Below are 21582 nucleotides of genomic sequence, written 5' to 3' on the forward strand. Positions count from 1 at the left end.
GCTCACCCGTCGGTCTCGGGGTAGCCGAAGAAACGCGTGTGGACGACGCGGGCTTCGGGGCCCGCCTCCTCGGCCGGCTTGTCGTACTTGTTGAGGAGCGCGATGTACTCCTCGAAGAACTCGGCCAGCTCCTCCAGTGTCACCCGGATCGTGCCGCGCGAGTAGGGGAAGGCGTCGCCCCATCCGCCGGGCTGGACGGCGGCCTGGGCGCGGCGGAACTCGTGCATGCCGTCGGAGATCGCGCGGGCGTTCATCTCGTCGAGGATCGCCCGGGTCTCCTCGTCCTGCTCGCTGCGGAGCGGGAAGCGCAGGTCGGCGGGGACGAAGCGCCACCAGCGCTCGCGGCCCCTGGCCTTGCCGGGCAGCTCCTCGACGAAGCCGTGCCTGGCCAGCTCGCGCAGGTGGTAGCTGGTGGCGCCGGTGTTGAGGTCGAGCGCGCGGGCCAGCTCGGCGGAGGTCGCGGGGCCGCGCGTGCTGAGCTGGTTGAGGATGCGCTGGCGCCGGGGATGGGCGAGCGCGCGCAGCGCCTCAAGGTCGTCGAGCTTGCGCGTGCCGTGCTCAGCCATGTCGGCCAACGTAGCCGCGACGTGAGATCTGTGCAACTCCGCCCGCCTCCACCTGGGGTTCAGATGGTGATTGTGCACAGACGAGCTTGCACAATCACCTGTGCACAATCCATTATGCATCCTATGACCTCCTTCGCCCGCAGGCGGCCGGCCGCCGCCGTCGCGCTCGTCGCCGTCACGCTGCTCGCGGCCGCCGCCTGGTTCGCCGAGCTGCCACCCGCTCCCGCCGGGCGCGACGCGCCGCCCGGCTCCTTCAGCGCCGACCGCGCCTGGCCCACGCTCGAACGCATCGCCGACAGGCCCACGCCGATAGGCTCCGCCGCCGGCGACGCCGTCCGCGACCACCTCGTGGCCGAGCTGACCCGGCTCGGGTTACGGCCCGAGGTGCGGACGGAGGCCGGCACGTACGGGTTCGGCGGCGGCGACGTGGTGGCCGGGATCGCCGAGAACGTGATCGCCGTCATCCCCGGCCGGGACCCCACCGGCCGCGTCGTGCTGGCCGCCCACTACGACTCCACGCCCACCACGCCGGGCGCCAGCGACGACAAGGCGTCCGTGGCCGCCGTCCTGGAGATCACCCGCGCCCTGCTCACCGGCCCGCGGCTCCGCAACGACCTCGTCATCCTGCTCAGCGACGGCGAGGAACCGGGGCTCATCGGGGCCGCGGCGTTCGCCCGCCACCCGCTGGCCCGGGACGGCGGCGTCATGATCAACATGGAGGGGCCGGGGAACGCCGCCCCGTCGTCCGTCTACAACGTGACCCCCGGCGGCGGCGCCCTCGTCGGGGCGTTCGCGCGGGCCATGCCGCACCCGGTGGGGGAGTCCGCGCTCGTGGCCGCCTACCGGGAGACCGGCTTCCACTCCGACCTGACCGTGCTGGAGGAGAACGGGTGGATCGGGATCGACCTGGGGCTCTCCGGCGGGCGCGCGTACTACCACCACCCCAGGGACACCCCCGCCGCGCTCGACCGGGGCGCGCTGCAGATGCACGGCGACAACGCGCTCGCCATGGTCCGCGAGGTCGGCGGCGCGGACCTGCGGGAGCTGCGCGGGCCGCGTGACGAGGTGTTCTTCTCGCTCCTCGGGATGGTGGCCCGGTACCCGGCGGGGCTCGCGACGCCGTTGGCGGCCCTGGCGGCCCTCGCCGTCCTGGCGGTCGCCGCGTACGCCAGACTGTCCGCCCGCCCGCTCCCTGTGTCACCACCGTCCCCCGTGGACCGCCGGGGCCGCTCGGGTGGCCAGGGGGAGCCGGGTGGGGTGCCTGTGACGGTGCCCCGGCTGTTCGCAGGAGTGGTCGCCGTGCTGGGAGTGCTGGTCGTCATGGGGGGACTGGGCACGGGGCTGTGGCCGGCGCTCGTGGCTCTGGACCCGGGGTACGGGGACCTGGTCAGCGATGTCTACCAGCCGTGGCCGTACCGGCTGGCGCTGGCCGTGTCGGCCGTGGCCGTGACGTGGGCCGGGCACGTCGCGCTGCGGCGGTGGCTGAACGCGGTGGTGCTGGCCGTGGGGACGCTGTTCTGGCTGGCGGTGCTGGGTGTGGCGGGGGCGCTGCTGATGCCCGGGGCGTCGCACTACGGGTCGCTCACCGCGCTCGCCGGAGCCGCGGGACTGGCCGGCGCGCTGGCGTCGCGGCGGCGTCCGGTGCTCGGGGCGGCCGTCCTGGCGTGCGGCGCGGCGCCGGCGGTCCTGCTGTTCAGCGTCGGGGCGCGGTCGATGAGCAACGCGACCGGGCTGGCCCTGGCCACCCCCGCCGGCCTCTTCTACGCCTTCGCCGCCCTCGCGCTGCTCCCGCTCCTGGCCGCCATCACCCCGACGGCCGCTCATGTGCGCGGCGGGACCACGGGTGGTGCGGTGGCTGCTTCTGAGCGGGGCGAGGCCGCGGACGGTGCGGCTGGTCCCGTGCGGGGCGAAGGGACCGGTCCGGTGCGAGGGCCGGCGCCGGTGGCGGTCGCGCAGGGCCGGCGGAGGGTGGCCGTTTGGGCCGGGCCCGCTGTGGCGGCGGTGCTCGCGCTGGTGTTGGCGGGCGTGGGGCTGGTGGTGAACCGGTTCGGGCCGGAGCAGCCCCGGCTGGCGCATCTGGCCTACGTGCTCGACGCGGACGCCCGGCAGGGCAGCTGGGTGAGCATGACCGAGCCGCCGCACCCGTGGGCGGCCGAGCGGGCGCCGCACGTGCCCGCCTCGTGGGACCTGCCGCTCCCGTACCGGCAGACTCCCGCCCGTGTCGGGCCCGCGCCCGCCGTCGCGCTGCCCGCGCCCGAACTGACCGTCCTGGAGGAGCGGCGGGACGGCGACGGGACCGTCCTGCGGGTACGGATGCGGTCCCAGCGAGCCGCCTACCAGCTGAACCTGCACGTGGGCGGCCTGGTCACCGGCGGGGAGTTCGCGGTGCCGGGCCAGGCGCCGGTGCCGCTGCCCCGGATCGAGAGGGAGGACGGGCCGTGGCCGTTCGAGGTGCAGTTCTTCGCCCCGCCGGCGCGAGGGGTGGAGTTCACGCTCCGGGTCGAGGGCGCGGCGCGGCCCCGGCTGGCGGTCGCCGACATCACGCTCGGCCTCGACGGCGTCCCCGCGCACCGGGCCCGGCCCGCCGGGGTGGACCTGACCCCGTCAGGCGGCGGCCTGCCCACCGACTCGGTCACCGTGGTCCGGGTCCTCTGACCGCGGAACGGCCCGCACCGGTAGGTGCGGGCCGTTCCTCTGTCGGGTGGGTCAGCCGCGGGCGTCGGCGGACGAGACGGCGGCACGGGAGGCCGCCGCGTCCGGGCGGTCCGGGATGGAGCGCAGGTTGAACGCGTACCGGGCGGTGGAGTCGGCGATCGCGTCGGAGTTCAGGTCCAGCGCGAACGCGTTGATGTTGGCGAGGCTGTCGCAGGCCGCGTGGTAGCACGGGTCGTAGGCCTGGCCGGCCGTGCCGCCCCACAGGGCCGCCTCGTCAGCGGTCTTGATGCCCTCGGCGCCGGTGAAGATGCCGCCCGACGGGATGCCGACGGCGATGAACGGCCCGTAGTCGGAGCGGCCGTCGAAGTCGGTGCCGCGGGTGGGCTGGCGGCGGTCCTCGAAGAAGTCCTCCAGCTGCGCCTCGATCTGGGCCGATCCGGGCGGGCCGGCGGGCGCGCCGGCGGCGTCGGAGTCGTCGCCGTCATAGAGGAACAGGCCGTAGTTGGGCGAGGCGACCATGTCGAAGTTCAGGTAGACCTTGATCCGGTCGCGCTCGGCCTGGCTCAGGCTCTCCACGTACTGGTCGGACCCGAGCAGGCCGATCTCCTCGGCGGCCCAGAAGGCGAAGCGGACCTTGTTCTTGACCGGGAAGTGCTGCATCTGCAGGGCGGTCTCCAGGATGGCGGCGCTGCCCGAGGCGTTGTCGTTGATGCCCGCGCCCTCGGGGACGCCGTCCAGGTGGGCGCCGACCATGACGACGTTGCGCGGGTCGCCCCAGCGGCTCTCGGCGATCACGTTGTCGTTGGTGCCGAGCGTGAGCGTCGCGTCGACGGCCAGGCGCACCGGCGTGGTCGTGGTGGACAGCGCCTGGCCGACCGCGAAGTCGGCGTAGATCATCGGGATCCCGGCCCGCCACTCGCCGATGTCCAGCGGGTTGGCCTCGGTCCGGCCGGGCTGGCCCTCGTTGAAGACGATGATCGCGGACGCGCCGGCGAACCCGGCGTTGCGGACCTTGGTGGCGAACGGGCAGGTGCCGCGCTGGATGAGCGCGATGTTGCCCGGGGTGAAGCCGGCGAAGTCCGACATCTCGCAGCCGCTGGTCGAGGTCGGCGTGGGCGTCGGCGGCAGGGTCAGGTCGACGCCCTGCACCGGCGCGGTCACGTCACCGGCGGGTGACGGCTGGAAGGTGAAGAAGTCCTCGTTGGGGGTGAAGTCGCCGAGAACCGGCGGGCTGTTCTCGGTCCAGCTCTGGACGAAGTTGATCGGCTGCAGCGTGACCCGGTAGCCGGCCTTGCGGAGCTTGCCCGCGACGTAGTCACGGGAGGCGTTGTAGCCGGAGGTGCCGGCGGCCCGGTTGCCCCCGTTGGCGTCGGCGATGGCCTGGAAAGCCTTGAGGTGCTTCTGCACGTTGGCGCCCTTGACCTGCTTCACCAGCACTTTGGCGAAGACGTCGTCCAGGCCCCCGGCCGCCTGGGCCGGGGTGGTGAGGGAGAGCGGGAGGGCGAGTGCCGTGACCAGTGTGAGGACACGGATGACGCCTTGACGAAAGGTCATGTCGCACTTCCATGTGACGGCTTGGGCAGTCGTGCGCCCGTAGGCGCGGGACCGTCCCGGAGAACGGCTGGAAAGGAGATCCGCACGGCACGTGATGCCCCCGAAGCGTGCTTAACGGAACGTATGCCGGGAGCCTCCCCCTGAGAAGACCCAGTCAGCCCATGGCATGTGCCAGATTTGGGACAATCTCGCAGTTGACGACTTCACCGGGAAGCGTCTATAGCGGTCCCTTCCGCCACGGCCCTCTGATCGCGTACGTGCGTCCCGGCGGCTCGGTCGAGCTGGTCGAGCCGAGCTGGTTGACGAAGAGCACCGAACCGTCAGGGCTGAAGCACGCCCCGGCGAACTCGCTGTCGTCGGCGATGTTGACGGCGAACTCGAACGGCCGCCCGCGGCGCGGGTCCAGCCCGATCAGCCGGTTGACGTTGGCCAGGCCGGGAGCCAGCGGGTGCGGGTCTGCGTCGGCGCCGGAGGCGTCGTCCTCGCACAGCACGATGCCGCCGCGCGGGGTGAAGGTGAGGTTGTCCGGCGAGTCCAGCTCCTTGCGGCCGGGCGACTCGTACACCAGGACGAGCGTCCCGCCGTCGCGGCGGCCGGGGAGGTACCGCCAGACCTGGCCGTACCCCTCCACGTAGCCGTCGGCGCCGGGGCCGTCGCCGTTCTTGGCGTCGCCGCCGCTGGTGGAGTTGAAGAACACCGAGCCGTCGCCCCACCAGCAGCCCTCCAGCCGGTTGAACTTGGCGGCGCCCTTGGCCAGGCCTTGACGCGCGCAGGTGGGGGCACCGCCCTCCAGGTCCGGGTCGGGGTCGTCGATCCGGACCCATTCCACCGGCAGCCGGGCGCCCATCCGCTGGCCCTCGCGGCAGTCGTAGCCGTCCGCGCCCCGGATCTTGAGCATCTCCAGCACGCCGCCCCGGCTCAGGTCGCGCGGGTCGCGGGGGCGGAACCGGTAGAACCCGTTGGGCCTGCCGGACTCGTCCTCGGTCTCGTACACGTAACCGGTGCGCGGGTCGACGGCGACGGCCTCGTGGGAGAAGCGGCCCATCGCGGTCAGCGGCATGGAGGCGGCCGGTCTGCCGGGGGAGGGGCCGCGCAGCGGCACCTCGAAGATGTAGCCGTGCTTGCGCCGCCACCCGTCGGCGGGCCCGGCGATGGTCTCCTCGCAGGTCAGCCAGCCGCGGTCGCCCAGCATGCGGCCGCCTGCGCAGTTGACGATGGTGCCGTTGAGGCTGACGAAGTGGCTCACCACCTGGCCGCCGCGCAGGTCCACCTCCAGCGTGGTGGTGCCGCCGACGCCCAGCTCGTCGTACCGGGCCGAGCCGGGCACGTGCACGCGGCCCTGCGGGGTGCCGGGGCCGGTGCGCACCTCGTGGTTGCGGATCAGGCGGACGGTGTGCGGGCGGGTGCCGGGGAAGGCGGCCATCCCGTCGTGCGCGATGGGCGTGGGCACGCCGTCGGACATCGGGGTGCCGGTCCTGCCGAGCACCACGTAGGAGAAGCCGGCGGGCAGGGCGAGCAGTTCCTCGCCGGTGTTCCTGGTGCGGGTGCGGCGGAGCGGGCCGTAGCCCTCCGCGCCGGTGGCGGCCTCGCGGCCCGTCCGCGCCCAGGCGGCGTGGGTGGCCAGGGTCTCGACGGCGACACCGGTGGCCAGGGCGCCGCCGGTGGCGAGGAAGGAACGTCGATCGAGCGCGGTCATGGACGGCTCACCTCGCTGACAGCTCGGGTTCACAAAGCGTAGACGGGAGAATCGGGGGCAAGTAGGCCCAACCTGATCGGGCTCCACGACGTAGCGTGTGAGTCGTACCCGGCGCGAAGGGGCGGGCGTGCTGCAACGGGTCCTGCGCGTGGCGGTCGCCGTCACGGTGGTGGTGCTGGCCGTGCTGCCCGACAGCGTGGTCGGCACGCTCACCCGGGCGTCCGGCGTCGCCGCGGAGGAGTGCGCGCCGCGCGACACCCGGGTCATGGCCCGCTACCCGATCACCGGCTACTGGATGATCCCGCGCTCCGACGCCTGCGTGACCCGGCGGATGGTCGAGGCCATCCACGGGGTGGGCGCCGACACGCTGATCACGTTCGGCGCGCGGCTGCTGCCCGCCGCCGTCGACGCGGCCGGCCGGGTGACCGGCGAGGCCGCCGGGGCCTTCGCCGGCTGCGTCGAGGACGGCAGGACCTGCTACCAGGCCGCCCGCGACACCGGCCGGGAGATCAGGCGGGTCTACACGTACACGGCGAGCGAGCACTTCGGGGCCGGCGTGCTGCGCTGCCCCGGCCTGGACCGGCGGGTGGAGAACGGCGGGCGCGTCTACCACCGGCTGATGCTCGGCGACTCGTGCGACGACTCCTCCTACGACCTGCTGCTGGTCGCCGCGGACGGCGACGGCGTGGGTCACATGATGGCCGAGGCCGCCGCGCAGGGCATGCGGGTCTTCCCCGGCCTGCCGGTGCCGCCGAAGGACGAGGCCAAGCCGTGGCTGCCCGGCCTGGACCACCTGCCGGCGCTCAACGCCTTCACCGCGCGGGTGGTCGCCGACTACCGGCAGCGGTACGGGTCCTCGCCCGCGCTCGGCGGCCTCTACCAGTCGTTCGAGCTGGCCATGCGCGACCGGGCCGACGACGACCCGATCATCGACCTGTACGCGGCGCAGCACGAGGTGGTCGCCCGCGCCTGGCCCGGGATGACCATCATGGTGAGCCCGTTCTGGGACGCGCGCCGGGGCCGGGGCTTCCCGCCGGAACGGGCGGAGCGGGGCTTCGACCAGATCGCGGCCACCCGCGCGGGGGCGCCGATGGTCATCGCCGTCCAGGACGGGCGCGGGGTGGGCAAGGTCCCGGTGTACGGGGCCGACGAGGTGGACGCGCCGGTGGACGCGCGCCTCGAACCGGTCACCGGCAAGGTCACCAACAGGCAGGCCTACTACGGCTCCACCCGCGACTACATCGAGGCCGCGGCCCGGCGGGTGGTGCCCGGGGTGGAGCTGTGGGTGAACGTCGAGGTGTTCGAACCCGCCCAGGCGGCGGGCGAGTGCGGCCGGGCCGACCCGTTCCCGCTGCGCGGCCGCACCACCAAGGCCCGGGTGGACGAGCAGGTCGCGGCGGCGGGACCGCACAAGATCATCGCGTACGGCTGGGACCCGTTCCTGACCTGCCGTGACGCCCCGGCCGCGCCGTCGCTGGCGGACGAGCTGGTGGCCGGGTGGCAGGAGCCGATCGTGGTGCGCGCGGCCCCGGCCGTCCGCGACGGGGTGGCGGGAGTCACCGTCGAGGGCCACCACCTGCGGGGCGGCGCGGTCCGCTTCACCTACCACCGGGCCGGGGTGGGGCCGGTGACGGTGGAGGCGCCCCAGGAACTGCCCGGCCCCCGCCGGGGCTCCCTGGAGTCGGTGTGGGCGCCGTTCGCGCCGGAGAACCCGGACCCGGCGCGGCCCTGGGTGACGATCACCGTCGTCAACGCGGCCGGCCACGCCTCCACCTCGGGCTACGCCATGCGCGCCGCTCTGTAGAGCCGGATGGGCGTCGCTCACCGGACGTGCCGCTCTCGTGACTTACTGTGCTTCCTGGGATTCGATCTGAGGGAGACCGATGTCACGCCGAAGCACCCTGCTCGCCCTGGTGACGGTGACCACCGCGCTGGTCGCGCCGCCCGCCGGGGCCGCCGCCGCGCCGCCGCCCGTGCCCGGGGCGGAGGTCTCCCCGGAGATGGACCCGCAGCGGGCGATCGACTACTGGACGGCCAGGAAGCAGTCCAAGGCCGACGCCACCGACCTGCCGGAGAACGTGGTCATCCCGCGCTCGGCCGGAGCGTGGACGAGCGTGCCGAACGGCCGGCGGCTGACGCCCGGCGCCGACGTCAACGGCTACGGCCCGGTGCGCCGGCCCTACCGGCAGGCGCAGAGCAGCCGGGCCACCGGCCGGCTGTTCTTCCTGGACGCCGCCGGGCACCGCAGATCGTGCAGCGGCGCGGTGGTCCGCTCGGCGCGCGGGCTGCTCGTGGTGACGGCCGCGCACTGCGTGTACGGGGTCGCCGCGCGGGGCGCCCAGGCCAGGTGGTCGCAGCACCTGGCGTTCGTGCCCGCGTACGACGGCAGGGCCAAGACCGCGGACGAGCGGGCCCCGTACGGCGTGTGGGGGGCGCGGCGCGTCTGGAAGCCGCGGCCATTCACCGGCGTGACCCCCTACGACTGGGACTCCGTCTACGACCTGGCGCTGGTCGAGGTCGGCAGGCGGGGCGGCGCGACGCTGCAGGAACAGGCCGGCGCGCTGACCCCGGTGCGCAACGAGGGCGGCCGGCACACCGTCTCCAGCATCGGCTACCCCAGCGACGCCCCGTACGACGGCAGCCGCCAGCTCTGGTGCCTGGCCCGCACCCGGTCGTGGCCCGGCCACGCGCTGGGCGGGACGGTCGGCGGGCGGCTGCGGACCGACAACTGCCACCTCTACGGCGGCAACAGCGGCGGCCCGTGGCTCGACGGGGACGGGCTGCTGCTGGGGGTGCTGACCTCGGGGGCGAGTGACGAGGACGGCTTCGGCTACGCGGTGGCGAACCCGCTCGGCCGGGAGAGCTTCGGCGCCGTGATCCGGCGGGCCGACCCGCAGGGCGTGTACGACGCGCTGTCGGTCGAGGGCTCCGGCGCCGGCGGCCGGGTCACCGCCACCGTGACCATGCGCGGGCTGATGGCGGCGGCCCGGGTGCCGGTCACGTTCACGCTCCCGCCCGGCGCGCGGGCGGGCGCCGCGCCCGGCTGCCGGGCCGCAGGACAGCGGGTGACGTGCACGCCGGCGATGGTCCGTCCGGGCCGGCCGGTACGGGTGAGCGTCCCGGTCCGGGCCCGGGCCGGGGCCACGGACACGGTGACCGTGTCCGTGACCTCGACCTTCCTCGACCCGGACCAGCGCGACAACACGGACTCCTTCCGGCTCGCGTCAGACTGACGCGGTCCCGTCCAGGTTCGCGGCCAGCAGCTCCAGCAGGGGTTCGCGGCGGCGGCAGTTCTCCAGCGCGAACGAATCGGCCAGCGCGATGAGCTCGCTGTCGTCGAGGCCCCTGAACAACTCGGCGTACTCGGGCAGCAGCGCCTGGGCGATGAGGATGTGCCGGATCAGGTCGTCCGTCTGGTAGCGGGCGCCCCACGGATACGGGTCCCAGGTGGGGAACTCGGTCTCCATCAGCGTGTGCAGCGGGGCGAGCACCTCGGCGCACTCCTCCATGGTGGAGCCCCACCGGTCCGCGCCCAGGCGCCGCTTCTTGTCGATGAACGGGCCGAACCTCTCCAGGTACGGCCCGCCCGCGCACACCAGCCCCTGCAGGCCGACGTCCTTGTACGTCCACAGGGACCAGCCGGCCTGGTGCTGGTCGTAGATCTCCAGCTGGTCGCGGAGGATCTGGTAGCGCTCCCCGTCCCGCTCCGGGTCGCCGGTGTAGACGGGCCCGAACTCGCCGACCCACAGCGGGGTGCCGGTCTCGCGCTGGAACCGCGACCGCTCCTCGAACGTGCGCTCCAGCTCGTCCCGGTCACACCAGCGGCCCTGGGTGTAGCCGGGGTAGCCGCCGCCGTGGGCGAACCCGGCCAGGGCGTAGTCGTGACAGACGAAGACCGTGTTCTCGTACACCTCCCGGAAGATCGAGAAGTCGGTCGAGTAGGTGTTGCCGTCCAGGAACAGCACGTGCCGGGGGTCGGCGGCGCGCACCGCCTTGACCAGCCGGTCGTAGAACGGGCCGACGACCTTGCCGCTCGGGTCGCCCGGCTCGTTGACCGGGTTGTAGCCGGCCACCCACGGGTGGTCCCGGTAGTGGTCGGCGAGGGCCTCCCACAGGTGCACGACCCGGTCCTGGAAGTGCCGGTGCTGCCAGAAGGCCGCCACGTGCGTCGGGTTGTCGGAGTGCCAGTGCTGGTTCTGCGAACCGGGCAGCGCGTGCAGGTCGATCACGCTGTAGACGCCGTGCCGGCCGAGCAGGTCGATCACTCGGTCCAGGTGGGTGAAGCCGCACTGCGTGATCTCGAACGGCCGCTCGTCGGACTCGAAGTGCCGGTAGCCGACCGGGATGCGGACGCAGTTCACGCCCAGCCCGGCCAGCAGTGCCGCGTCCTGCTCGGTGAAGAAGGAGGAGAGCAGCCGGTCGAAGAAGAGGGCGGCCCGCTCCTCGCCCAGCACCTGGCGAACCGCCGCGCGCATCGACGCCTCGTTGGCCGGATAGCCGGTGATGAAGTTCTCCAGGTTCATCCAGCCGCCCAATCCGACGCCGCGCAGGCGTACGGGCTGGTCGTCGGCCGTGCGGAGCTGCGCTCCGGAGACGTGCAGCATGGTCACCCTTTCGTCGCGCCGGCTGTGAGACCACCGATCAGGTGGCGTTCCGCTATGGCGTAGAACCCCAGCGCGGGCACCATGGCCAGCACGAGGTAGGCGAGCACCCGCGCGGTGTCGGTGCTGTACTGGCCCTGGAACTGCTGGATGCCGAGCGGGAGCGTCCAGCTCAGCTCTTCGCTGAAGACGACCAGCGGGAGCATGAAGTTGTTCCAGCTCCCCACGATCGCGAGCACCGACACGGTGGCGATCGCCGGGCGGGCCATCGGCAGCAGGATCCGCCAGAAGAAGCCGAACGCCGAGCAGCCGTCGATGGTGGCCGCCTCCTCGATCTCGCCCGGGATGCTCCTGAAGAACTGGCGCAGGATGATGATCGTCAGCGGCAGCCCGAACGCGGCCTGCACGAGGATCACGCCCATCGGGTTGTCCAGCAGGTTCAGGGTGCGCAGCATCACGAAGATGGGCAGGATCGCCACCGCGAACGGGAACATCAGGCCCGCCGTGAAGAGCGTGAACAGCGCCTCCCTGCCCCGGAAGGCGAAGCGGGCGAAGACGAACGCGGCCAGCGCCGACAGCGCGACCACCAGGACGGTGGTGGCGACGGCGATGAACGTGCTGTTCCAGACCTGACGCCAGAAGGACCCCTCGGCCAGCACCTCGGTGTAGTTGCCCGGCTCCCACGGGCTGGGCAGGCCGAACGGGTTCACCGAGAGCTGCTGGGTGCTCTTGAAGCCGCCGAGCAGCGCGTACACCACGGGGATGAGGATGAACGCGCCGACGATCCAGGCGATCGCGTGCAGAGGCAGGGTGGTGCGCCTCATCGCTTCCCTCCCATGGCGGTGGTCGCGCCCTCCAGGTCACGTCGCATGACCAGGCGCTGGTATCCCAGGGCGAAGATCAGGCTGAGCCCGAACATCACCACGCTGATGGCGCTGGCGTAGCCCACCTGGGAGCGCTCGAAGCCCAGCGTGAACATGGTCACGGCCAGCGTCTCCGACGCGTGCGCCGGCCCGCCCTCGGTGAGGATCCAGACCAGGTCGAAGAGCTGGATGGTGTAGATGACGGAGAGGAACACGCTGATCCTGATCGTGGGTCCGAGCAGGGGCAGCGTGACGTACCGGAAGACCTTCCAGCCGGCCGCCCCGTCGATCTTCGCGGCCTCGATCAGCTCGTTCGGGATGTTCTGCCGGCCGGCCAGGTAGATCATCATGTGGAAGCCGAAGTACTTCCAGGTCATGACCAGGAAGAGCGACCACAGGGCGCTGTCGGGGTCCGACAGCCACTCCGACTCCAGCCCCAGCGGGCCCAGGATCCGGTTGGCGATGCCGTTCTCCGGCGACAGGATCAGCGAGAACAGCACGCCGGTGATGACCTCGGACAGCACGTACGGCGCGAAGAACACCAGCCTGTAGAACGCCCGCCCCCGGATGCGCTGGTGCAGCAGCATCGCGATGCCCAGCGCGAACGGGAGCTGGATCAGCAGAGTGGCCGTGATCACCAGCAGCAGGTTCGTCAGGTCGGTGTAGAAGATGTCGCTGCTGAAGAGCCTGGTGAAGTTGTCGAAGCCGATGAAGTTCGTGGGCAGGCCGCCGAAGCCGTTCCACCGGAACGCGCTGGCGTACATCGCCACCAGGATCGGGGCCACCACGAGCAGCAGGAAGAGCGCCAGGGCCGGCAGCAGGAACAGGGTGATCGTCAGCAGGTTCCTGGGCCTGCCGCGCCGGCGGTGGCGGCGAGGCCCGGCCGGAAGCGTCTCCGCCTCCGGCCGGCGGGTCACGGTCGTCATTCGCTCTCGCTCTTCGCCACTTCGGTGATGTCCTGCGCCGCCTGCTCGGGAGTCTTGGCGCCGGCGATCAGCTCGGCCACGCTGTCGTTGACCTCGGAGCCGACGGCGGGCGGGTACGCCTGGTCCAGGTAGAGCTGGAAGCCGGTGGCGTTGGCCAGCGAGTCGGCGACGATCTTGAGGTTCTCGTCCTTGACCGCGCTCTCCTCGCCCTTGAGCACCGGCAGGACGCCGCCGGCCTCGACGGTCTTGGTGTGGTTCTCGGTGTTGGTGAGGAACTTGATCAGGTCGAGGGCCTCCTTCGGGGCGTCGGCGCCCACGGCCATGCCCCCGCCGCCGCCGAACGCCTCGGTGATGACGCCCTTGCCGCCCTCGACCTCGGGGAACGGGAAGAAGCCGAGGTCCTTGCCGAGGCCCTTGCCCGAGTCGTTCTGCACCGCCGGAGCCCACTGGCCCATCAGCTCCATCGCGGCCTTGCCGTTGGAGACGCTGGCGGACTGGCCGTCGGGGGTCGAGTAGCCGGCCCCGAGGAAGCCCCGCTGGAACGGCTGCAGGTCGACCAGCGCCTTGAGCTGCCGTCCCGCCTCGATGAACTCGGGCTTGGTGAAGTCGTGGTCGACGCCGGCCTGGTGCATCGCCTGGAGTCCGGCGATGCGCATGGACAGGTAGGCCCAGTAGTAGTGGCCCGGCCACTTCTCCTTGCCGGCCAGCGCGATGGGGATGATGCCGGCGGCCTTGAGCTTCTTGACCGCGTCGAGGAAGCCGCTCCAGGTCTTCGGCGGCTCGGTGACGCCGGCCTGCTCGAAGTGCTTCTTGTTGTACCAGAAGCCGACCATGCCGATGTCCGTCGGCAGCGCGTACGTCTTGCCGTCGAACTGGTACGCGGCCAGCGCCGCCGTGGTGAAGGTGCCGAGCTCCGGCGCGACGTCGGCGCTGATGTCCTTGACCAGGCCCGCGTCGATCTGCTGCTTCAGCACGCCGCCGCCCCAGGTGGCGAAGACGTGGGGGGCCTTGCCCGACTGGGTGAGCGTGGTGAGCTTGGACTTGTACGCCTCGTTCTCCAGGACCGTCATCTTGACGGTCACGTGCGGGTTCGCGGCCTGGAACTCCTTGGCCCGGGTCTCCCAGATGGTCTTCAGGGGGTCGGACGTGGACAGGTGCCACCATTCGAGCGTGACCTTGCCGGGCGAGCCACCGTCGCCGGGCTCAGTCGTGGCGGTCTGTCCGCCTCCGCAACCGGCTACCAGGACGGCCGCCGCGATCAACGCGCAGGTTCGCTTCATAGGGGTTCCCTCCTCGGCTGGCGAAAGTTTCGTGAACCCCCCGATATTTTCGTCCACCGGAGCATAGGTAGCCGTTACGCGGGGCGTCAATAGCTCTGACAGTCGCGATCCGATCACCCCCGCTCATACGGACTCCGAAACTTTCGGATAAACTCCGGATCATGTCTGGGAAGAGGAGGGTGACGATCGCCCTCATAGCCGAGGAAGCCGGGGTGTCGATCCCCACGGTGTCCAAGGTGATCAACGGTCGGCCGGAGGTCGCCCCGGCGACCCGCCATCGCGTCGAGCGCCTGCTGCACAAGCACGGCTACCAGCGGCGCATCAGCCAGGACGAGACCCCGGCCGGGCTGGTCGACCTCGTCTTCACCGAGATGGAGTCGCCCTGGGCGATGGAGATCGTGCGCGGGGCCGAGAGCGCCGCCCACGAGGCCGGGGCCAGCGTCGTCATCACCGTCCTGCACACCCACGCGGGACCCGGCCGCGACTGGCTCGAACGGCTCGCCGGCCGCCGCACCGACGGCGTGGTCATCGTCGCCTCCAAGCTGTCGGTCGGCGTCCAGGACCAGCTGAGCGCCCGCTCGCTGCCGTTCGTCGTGGTGGACCCCGAGGGCGAGCCGGCCCCCGGCGTCGTCTCCGTCGGCGCCACCAACTGGAACGGCGGCCTGGCCGCCACCCGCCACCTGCTGGAGCTCGGCCACCGCCGGATCGGAATGATCAGCGGCCCCGCCGACATGCTGTGCAGCCAGGCCCGCATCGACGGCTACCGCGCCGCCCTGGAGACCGCCGGCGTGCCCATGACCCCCGAGCTGATCCGGCGCGGCACGTTCATGGTCGACTCCGGCCACGACCACGGCCACGCGCTGCTCTCCCTCGACGACCCGCCCACGGCGATCTTCGCGGGCAGCGACATGCAGGCGTTCGGCGTCTTCGAGGCGGCCCGACAGCGCGGCCTGCGGGTCCCCGAGGACCTCAGCGTCGTCGGCTTCGACGACATCCCGCTGGCCAAGTCGGCCTGGCCGCCGCTGACCACCGTGCGCCAGCCGCTGCAGGAGATGGCCGCGCTCGCCACCCGCACCGTGCTGGCCATGCGGCGCGGCGAGCCGCCCGAGGCCCGCCGGGTCGAGCTGGCCACGGACCTGATCGTGCGCGAGAGCACCACCGCGCTGCCCGCCTGACCTCGCGTTTCGGCCCTGCCGGCGGGGGCAGCGGCAGGGCCATGATGCGCAGACTCGTGAACGGGGCCCTCAGCGGCGCGGTCGCCACCGTGACGATGAGCGCCGTCATGCTGGCCGGCCAGAAGGCCGGCCTCATGCCCGCCCAGCCGCCCAAGCACATCGTCCGCGGCCTGCTCCCGGGCGGCAAGCGACGCCCCAAGCCCGGCGAGGGCGTGCTCGGCGCGCTGGCCCACCTCGGCTTCGGCGTCACCTCCGGCACCGCCTTCGCCCTGCTGTCGCGCGAGCCGGACCGCCGCGTGTCGCTCGGCGTCGCCTACGCGCTGCTCATCTGGGTGGTCAGCTATCAGGGCTGGGTGCCGCGCCTGAGCCTGCTCCCGCCGATCGTGCGCGACCTTCCCGGCCGCCCCGCCGTGATGGCCGCCGGCCACGTCGTGTACGGGACCACGCTCGCCGCCCTGCTCAACCGTCTCGAACCCGGCGGCTGGTCACCCGATCAGAAGGAGTCCCAGGGCGCGGCCTCGTAGCAGCCGGTCACCCCGGCCATCAGCGCCTCGTCCACCTTGAGCCGGTGGCCGTCGACCCGGTCCACGGCCACCACGCCCCACGAGTTCGCCAGGAACACGACGGGGAAGCCGGGCAGGTCGGCCACCCGCAGCACCCGCCGCTCGCACGGCACCCCCGCCCGCGCCAGCTCGGACTCCAGCACCCGCATGGTGACGCCGTGCAGCATCGGCGCGTCCGGCCAGACCACCCGGTCGCCGTCGAAGCATCCCAGGTTCGTGATCGCCCCTTCGGAGATCACCCCGTCCTGCGACGTCAGCAGCGCCTCGTCGTACCCCTCCAGCTCGGCGAGTCTGCCCAGATAGCCCTGCGGGAAGCCGCCGGTGTGCTTGATGTGCGGCAGGAACCGCTGGTAGCGGACGGATCTGAGGCCCTTGGGGGTGGTGGGGAGGCGCACCGGCGGGCCGGACACCGCGATCACCCGCACCCCGCCCGCGTCGCACACGTACACCCGCACGCTCGCGTCCACCGCCCCCAGCTCGCGGACCGAGCGCAGCACCAGGTCCAGGTCGAGCTCCAGGCCGAACAGCTCGCGGGTGGCGGCGGTCAGCCGCTCCAGGTGCCACCGCAGCCCGCGCACCTTGCCGCCGCGCAGCTGCATCGCCGTGAAGTGGCCGTACCGCGCCGACACGGCGAGCGCCACGTCGCCGGCCTCCGCCGCCCGTCCGTCGATCACCGCGTCCATCAGGCCCCCGCTCCGCTCGTTCCGTGTCGCTCGGACGATTATCCACAAACCGGTCGCAGGTGCCGCGCTGAAACGTTCAGGCCCCGTGGTCGAAAATTTCGCCGCCGTCAGGAGCCGCGCACGCGGCCCTCCGGGGCTCGTAGGGTCGTGACCCATGACGACGGAGTTGGACGGGCTGGCCGAGCGGATGCGGGTGTTCGCGGAGGTCCGCGAGTGGGAACGGTTCCACACGCCGAAGAACCTGGCGATGGCGCTGGCGGGCGAGGTCGGCGAGCTGGTGGCCGAACTCCAGTGGCTCACCCCCGACGAGTCCCGCAGCCCCGACCCCGAGACCCTGTCCCGGATCACGGCCGAGCTGGGCGACGTCACCGCCTACCTGGTCCGCCTCGCCGACGTCCTCGGCGTCGACCTGGTGGCGGCGGCGCACGCCAAGCTGGACGTCGGCGAACGCCGCTACGACCCCGTCCGCTACCGCGGCTCCCCCAGGAAGGCCCCCCACCTCCCGCCACCCCCCGAGGCCGAAGGGCGCTGACCCCGAAACGGTCGGAGGCGTCGCCTATGGTGGCGGGCATGCGTTTCGGAGTGCTGGGCCCGCTCGCCGTGTGGACCGACGGCGGCGAGCTCGTGACCGTGCCGGGGCTCAAGGTGCGCGCGCTCCTCGCCGACCTGCTCACGGCGGAAGGCCGGCCGGTCTCGGGCGACCGCCTGGTGTTCGACCTGTGGGGCGACGAGCCGCCGGGCAACCCGGTGGGCGCGCTCCAGGTGCGGATCTCCCAGCTGCGCAAGGCGCTGGAGGACGCCGAGCCCGGCGGCAAGAGCCTGGTCGTCTCCAAGGCCCCCGGCTACCAGCTGTCCGCGGCCGACGTGGACGCCGCGCGCTTCGCCCGCCTGCTGTCCCGGGCCGAGGCGGCCGACGACCCGCGCACCCGCGCCGCCCTGCTCGCCGACGCGCTCAGCCTGTGGCGGGGCCCGGCGTACGCGGACTTCGCGGACGAGGAGTTCGCCAGGACCGCCGCCGTACGGCTGGAGGAGCAGCGGCTGAGCGCGCTGGAGCTGCGCGCGGAGACCCGGCTGGAGCTGGGCGAGCACGGGCTGCTGGTGGCCGAGCTGGGCGACCTGGTGGCCCGTCACCCGCTGCGGGAGCGGCTGCGCGCCGCCCACCTGCGAGCCCTCTACCGGGCGGGCCGGCAGAGCGAGGCGCTGGCCGGCTACGCGGAGCTGCGCGAGCGGCTGGCCGAGGAGCTCGGCCTCGACCCGAGCCCCGAGCTGGTGGCCCTGCACCAGGCGATACTCGACCAGGACCCGGCGCTGAGCGGCCCCGCCCGGCGCCCGGCGACCAACCTGCCCGCCTCCCTGAGCAGGCTCATCGGCCGGGGCGAGGCGCTCGCCGAGGTTCGCGCGCTGGTGCGGGAAGAACGGCTGGTCACGCTCACCGGCACCGGCGGGGTCGGCAAGACCCGGCTGGCGCTGGAGGTGGCGGGCGAGCTGACGGAGGAGTTCCCCGACGGGGTGTGGCTGGTGGAGCTGGCCCCGCTCGACCGGCGGACCGCGGCGCTGCCCGAAGCCGTCATGGCGGTCCTCGACATCCGGCAGGACGACGCCGCCGCGCCCGCCGACCGGCTGGCCGACGCGCTGCGGTCCCGCCGGACGCTGCTCGTGCTGGACAACTGCGAGCACGTCGTGGAGCAGGTCGCCGAGCTGGTCGCGCGGCTGCTGCGCGCCGCCCCGGGGCTGCGCGTCCTGGCCACCGGCAGGGAGCCTCTGGCGGTGGACGGCGAGGTGCTGTGGGCGGTGCCGCCGCTCGACCTGCCGGGCGGCACCGACCTGGCGGTCATGGCCAGGTCCGACGCGGTGCGGCTGTTCGTGGCGCGGGCGGCGGCCTCGGCGCGCGGCTTCGCGCTCAACGCGGGCAACGCGCAGGCGGTGGCGCAGCTCTGCCGCCGGCTCGACGGCATCCCGCTGGCGCTGGAGCTGGCCGCCACCCGGGTGCGGGCGCTCGGGGTGCAGGGCGTGGTCGACCGGCTCGACGACCGCTTCCGGCTGCTGGCGTCGGGCCGGCGCGGCGCGCCCGCCCGCCAGCGGACGCTCATGGCGGTGATCGACTGGAGCTGGGAGCTGCTCACCGAGCCCGAGCGGGCGGTGCTGCGGCGGCTGGCCGTGCACGCCGACGGCTGCACACTGCGGGCCGCCGAGGCGATCAGCCCGGAGCACGACGTGCTCGCCGTGCTGGCCCGGCTGGTGGACCGCTCCCTGGTGGTGGTCGTGGACGGCGCAGGGGGCGTGCGCTACCGGCTGCTGGAGTCGGTGGCCGAATACTGCCTGGACCGCCTCGCCGACGCGGGCGAGTCCGACACCGTACGGGCCGCGCACGCGCGCTGCTACCTGGCCCTGGCCGAACAGGCCGAGCCTCACCTGTACGGCCACGAGCAGCGGGCCTGGCTGCGACGGCTGGACGCCGAGGGCGCCAACCTGCGCGCCGCCCTCGACACGGCCGTCGGACAGGGGGCGACGGACGTCGCGCTGCGGCTGGTCAACGCCCTGGCGTGGTACTGGTTCCTGCGCGGCCGCCTGGCCGAGGGCCAGCGCGCCCTGGAGACGGCCCTGGCCGCCGCCGGGCGCGACCCGGGCCCGGGGCCGGGTCCGGGATCGCCACCCGCGTCGGACCTGGAACCGTGCGAGGCGCTTGCCGCGCGGGCCGGCGGATGGCTGGCCGGGTTCACGATGCTGCTCGGCGACCAGGTCGACCACGAGCCGGTGCTCGCCCGGATCCAGGACCCGGCCACCCGGGCCAGGGCCACCCTCTTCGTCGGCATGGTCGTGCTCGACCTGCCGACGAGCGAGAGGCTGATCGCCACGGCGCTGGAGGCGTGCCGCGCCGCCGGCGACCGGTGGGGCGTCGCCGCCGCGCTCAGCAAGCAGGCCAGGTCCGCCTTCGCCCGCAGCGACCTGGAGACGCTCAAGGAGATCGGTGAGGAGAGCGCCCGGCTGTTCCGGGAGCTCGGCGACCGGTGGGGCCTGCTCCAGGCCACCGAGTGGCTCGCCGGGCTGGCCCAGACGCTCGCCGACGGCGAGCGCGCCAAGGGGCTGTTCGCCGAGGGCCTGGGCCTGGCCGCCGAGCTGGGACTCTGGTCCGAGGTGGTCCGCCGCACCTCGTGGCTGGGCTGGGTGGCCATGTACGAGGGCGACCACGCGCGCGGGATGGAGCTGTGCGGCGAGGCCATGCGGCTGGCCGTCTCCCACGGCTACCGCGAGGGCCGGATGATGTCGGAGATGGGCCTGGCCTTCGCCGCCCAGAAGGCCGGCGAGCTCGACCTGGCCGAGAAGCACCTGCTCAACCTGCTCGACGGCGTCCCGCGCGGCCCCGGCGTCGAGCCCGCCCTGCACCTGCCGAGCACGTTGGCCGCGCTCGGCTACGTCACCGAGCAGCGCGGCGACTGGGCCGCCGCGCTGGAGCTGCACCGGGAGGCCTACGACGCGTGCCGCAAACTGGGCGACCCGCGCACCACCGCGTTCACCGTGGAGGGCATGGCCAGCGCGCTGGCCGCCGGCGGCTCCCCCCTGGCGGCGGCCCGCCTGCTCGGCGTCGCCGCGTCGGCCCGCGCCCGGCACCAGACGCCCGCCGCGCCCTCCGAGCACGAGGAGGTCGCCCGGGTCACCGTCGCGTGCCGGGAGGCCCTGGGCGAGCCGGAGTTCGCGGCCGCGTACGAGGAGGGAGCGAAGCTGGAGCTGGACGAGGCGCCCGCGGCGCTCTGACCCTCACCCGGCCAGCAGCTCGCCGAGCCGGTCCAGGAACTCCAGCCAGCCCCGCCTGGACTCCTCCCAGGCGTCGGCCCCGCGCTCGCGGAAGGTCATCGCCGTCCGGCCCGCCTCGTCCGCCAGCTCGACCGTCACCACCGAGGCCGGCCCCGGCCCGTCCGGGTCGCCGGTGGTGAAGACGAGCCGCTCCGGCGGCGTCACCTCCCGGTAGACGCCGTCGAACGTCACCTCGAAACCCTCCTCGGCCGTCAGCGTGACCCGCCACCCGCCGCCCGGCCGGGCGTCCAGGACGATCCGGTCCACCGGCGCGTCGGTGAACCGCGGCCCGAACCACCGGGCGAACCGCGCCGGCGTGGTCCAGGCCGCGAACACCTGCTCGCGCGGGGCGTCGAACACCCGGATGATCTCGTACCAGCCGGTCCGCGCCATCGTGGCCTCCTTCGTCGCGGTCGTTGCGGGCCACGATGACCGCAGGGGCTTACGATCCCCTTCACCGGCCCTTACGGCTAGGCTGCGCGGGTGGACAGCGCAGAACTCAAGGAACGCGTACGCGAGCTGAGGGCCGAGGGCCGCTCGCCCAAGGAGATCGCCCGCGCGCTCAAGGTGCCTCCGTCGGCCGTCGCCCCGCTGGTGCGCGCCATCGCCGCCGAGGACGCCGCGGCGAGCGACGGCGGGCGCGAGCCGGAGCTGGCCGGCTGCTGGATCAGCGTCGGCTGGAGCAACGGCCTCGGCGTCGACCCGGCCCGGGGCTGGGCCGACGAGGCCCCCGGCGCCGACGGCGGCATGGTGTCGGTGCTGGTGGCCAGGCGCCACACGTGGGACAGGATGACGGTCGCCGGCTACCTCGCCGACGTCTACTGCACCGGCGTCAAGAACGTCATCGGCCCCGACGTGCTCGACGAGCGGGAGCTGCTGCGGTTCAGGGAGTACTTCTTCAGCGACTACAAGGGCTTCCAGGAGGCGCCGATCGAGCTGGCCCGCCACCTCGTGTTCGGCGCCGACGACTACGCCCGGTCGCTGGGCATCGGGTCGCACGAGGAGTTCGAGCAGGTCTCGCCGCTGCTGGGCGCGTGGGAGGGGCCGTCGGCGATCACCTTCGGCCGGGGCGGCAGGCCCTACTACGTGCCGGGCCCGCACGACGACCCGCCCAAGGTGATCCGCATCCTGCGCAGGAAGCTCTCGTACGACGAGTTCGACTACGACATCTAGCCTTGCCCGCCGGCGAACCTCTCCCACCTGCCTGGCACCGCGCCGCGCCCGGGAC

17 protein-coding genes are annotated in these 21582 nt (G+C 73.3%); 8 read left to right on the forward strand and 9 right to left on the reverse strand.

The window, feature by feature from the left end; genetic code table 11:
* Positions 1 to 2: 2 nt before the first annotated feature.
* Positions 3 to 566, reverse strand: coding sequence for an ArsR/SmtB family transcription factor (locus tag ACQEUU_RS09965; RefSeq protein ID WP_433063292.1), 564 nt, complete (start codon positions 564 to 566; stop codon positions 3 to 5).
* A 123-nt stretch (positions 567 to 689) separates the two neighbouring features.
* On the opposite strand from ACQEUU_RS09965, the gene ACQEUU_RS09970 reads away from it, so the two are divergent.
* Entirely contained in the window at positions 690 to 3221 is a 2532-nt protein-coding gene (locus ACQEUU_RS09970; RefSeq protein ID WP_433063294.1) for a M28 family peptidase, read from the forward strand.
* A 51-nt stretch (positions 3222 to 3272) separates the two neighbouring features.
* Here ACQEUU_RS09970 and ACQEUU_RS09975 read toward each other — a convergent pair whose 3' ends face one another.
* Positions 3273 to 4775 (reverse strand): M28 family metallopeptidase, encoded by a 1503-nt coding sequence (locus tag ACQEUU_RS09975; protein WP_433063297.1) that lies wholly within the window; start codon positions 4773 to 4775, stop codon positions 3273 to 3275.
* A gap of 217 nt (positions 4776 to 4992) precedes the next feature.
* Positions 4993 to 6471 (reverse strand): PhoX family protein, encoded by a 1479-nt coding sequence (locus ACQEUU_RS09980; RefSeq protein WP_433063299.1) that lies wholly within the window; start codon positions 6469 to 6471, stop codon positions 4993 to 4995.
* 127 nt (positions 6472 to 6598) lie between these two features.
* Between ACQEUU_RS09980 and ACQEUU_RS09985 the strand changes: the two genes are divergently transcribed.
* Positions 6599 to 8275: a DUF4434 domain-containing protein gene (locus tag ACQEUU_RS09985; protein WP_433063301.1), complete on the forward strand. Its 1677-nt coding sequence runs from the start codon at positions 6599 to 6601 to the stop codon at positions 8273 to 8275.
* A 79-nt stretch (positions 8276 to 8354) separates the two neighbouring features.
* Positions 8355 to 9704 carry a trypsin-like serine peptidase gene (locus ACQEUU_RS09990; RefSeq protein WP_433063303.1) on the forward strand — a complete coding sequence of 450 codons (1350 nt, stop codon included), beginning with the start codon at positions 8355 to 8357 and terminating at the stop codon, positions 9702 to 9704.
* Here ACQEUU_RS09990 and ACQEUU_RS09995 read toward each other — a convergent pair.
* From ACQEUU_RS09995 to ACQEUU_RS10010, 4 genes are read right to left on the reverse strand one after another with little or no spacing between them, the layout of a single operon-like run.
* Entirely contained in the window at positions 9696 to 11075 is a 1380-nt protein-coding gene (locus ACQEUU_RS09995) for a glycoside hydrolase family 5 protein (protein ID WP_433063305.1), read from the reverse strand. The genes ACQEUU_RS09990 and ACQEUU_RS09995 overlap by 9 nt on opposite strands.
* Before the next feature lie 2 nt (positions 11076 to 11077).
* Positions 11078 to 11896 carry a carbohydrate ABC transporter permease gene (locus ACQEUU_RS10000; RefSeq protein ID WP_433063308.1) on the reverse strand — a complete coding sequence of 273 codons (819 nt, stop codon included), beginning with the start codon at positions 11894 to 11896 and terminating at the stop codon, positions 11078 to 11080.
* Complete coding sequence (locus tag ACQEUU_RS10005; protein WP_433063311.1) at positions 11893 to 12861, reverse strand: carbohydrate ABC transporter permease; 969 nt, start codon at positions 12859 to 12861, stop codon at positions 11893 to 11895. Before ACQEUU_RS10005 ends, ACQEUU_RS10000 begins: the two co-directional genes overlap by 4 nt.
* Entirely contained in the window at positions 12858 to 14141 is a 1284-nt protein-coding gene (locus ACQEUU_RS10010) for an extracellular solute-binding protein (RefSeq protein ID WP_433063314.1), read from the reverse strand. Before ACQEUU_RS10010 ends, ACQEUU_RS10005 begins: the two co-directional genes overlap by 4 nt.
* A 161-nt stretch (positions 14142 to 14302) precedes the next feature.
* Between ACQEUU_RS10010 and ACQEUU_RS10015 the strand changes: the two genes are divergently transcribed.
* A complete protein-coding gene (locus ACQEUU_RS10015) occupies positions 14303 to 15316 on the forward strand; it encodes a LacI family DNA-binding transcriptional regulator (RefSeq protein ID WP_433063317.1) in 1014 nt (337 codons plus the stop codon).
* A gap of 56 nt (positions 15317 to 15372) precedes the next feature.
* Positions 15373 to 15840 (forward strand): DUF6789 family protein, encoded by a 468-nt coding sequence (locus ACQEUU_RS10020; RefSeq protein WP_433063320.1) that lies wholly within the window; start codon positions 15373 to 15375, stop codon positions 15838 to 15840.
* Here ACQEUU_RS10020 and ACQEUU_RS10025 read toward each other — a convergent pair.
* Positions 15810 to 16562 (reverse strand): aminotransferase class IV, encoded by a 753-nt coding sequence (locus ACQEUU_RS10025; RefSeq protein WP_433063323.1) that lies wholly within the window; start codon positions 16560 to 16562, stop codon positions 15810 to 15812. The two genes, ACQEUU_RS10020 and ACQEUU_RS10025, sit on opposite strands and share 31 nt — an antisense overlap.
* A 154-nt stretch (positions 16563 to 16716) precedes the next feature.
* Between ACQEUU_RS10025 and ACQEUU_RS10030 the strand changes: the two genes are divergently transcribed.
* Complete coding sequence (locus ACQEUU_RS10030; protein WP_433063326.1) at positions 16717 to 17094, forward strand: nucleotide pyrophosphohydrolase; 378 nt, start codon at positions 16717 to 16719, stop codon at positions 17092 to 17094.
* 38 nt (positions 17095 to 17132) lie between these two features.
* The gene (locus ACQEUU_RS10035) at positions 17133 to 20315 is read left to right on the forward strand and encodes a BTAD domain-containing putative transcriptional regulator (protein WP_433063329.1); all 3183 of its coding nucleotides are present in this window, start codon (positions 17133 to 17135) and stop codon (positions 20313 to 20315) included.
* 3 nt (positions 20316 to 20318) lie between these two features.
* On the opposite strand, the gene ACQEUU_RS10040 is transcribed toward ACQEUU_RS10035, so the two are convergent.
* Positions 20319 to 20747, reverse strand: coding sequence for an SRPBCC family protein (locus tag ACQEUU_RS10040; protein ID WP_433063332.1), 429 nt, complete (start codon positions 20745 to 20747; stop codon positions 20319 to 20321).
* A 90-nt stretch (positions 20748 to 20837) separates the two neighbouring features.
* On the opposite strand from ACQEUU_RS10040, the gene ACQEUU_RS10045 reads away from it, so the two are divergent.
* Entirely contained in the window at positions 20838 to 21527 is a 690-nt protein-coding gene (locus tag ACQEUU_RS10045; RefSeq protein ID WP_433063335.1) for a helix-turn-helix domain-containing protein, read from the forward strand.
* Positions 21528 to 21582: the final 55 nt, after the last annotated feature.

This window comes from Nonomuraea sp. CA-218870 (assembly GCF_050936535.1).
Lineage (GTDB): Bacteria > Actinomycetota > Actinomycetes > Streptosporangiales > Streptosporangiaceae > Nonomuraea > Nonomuraea corallina.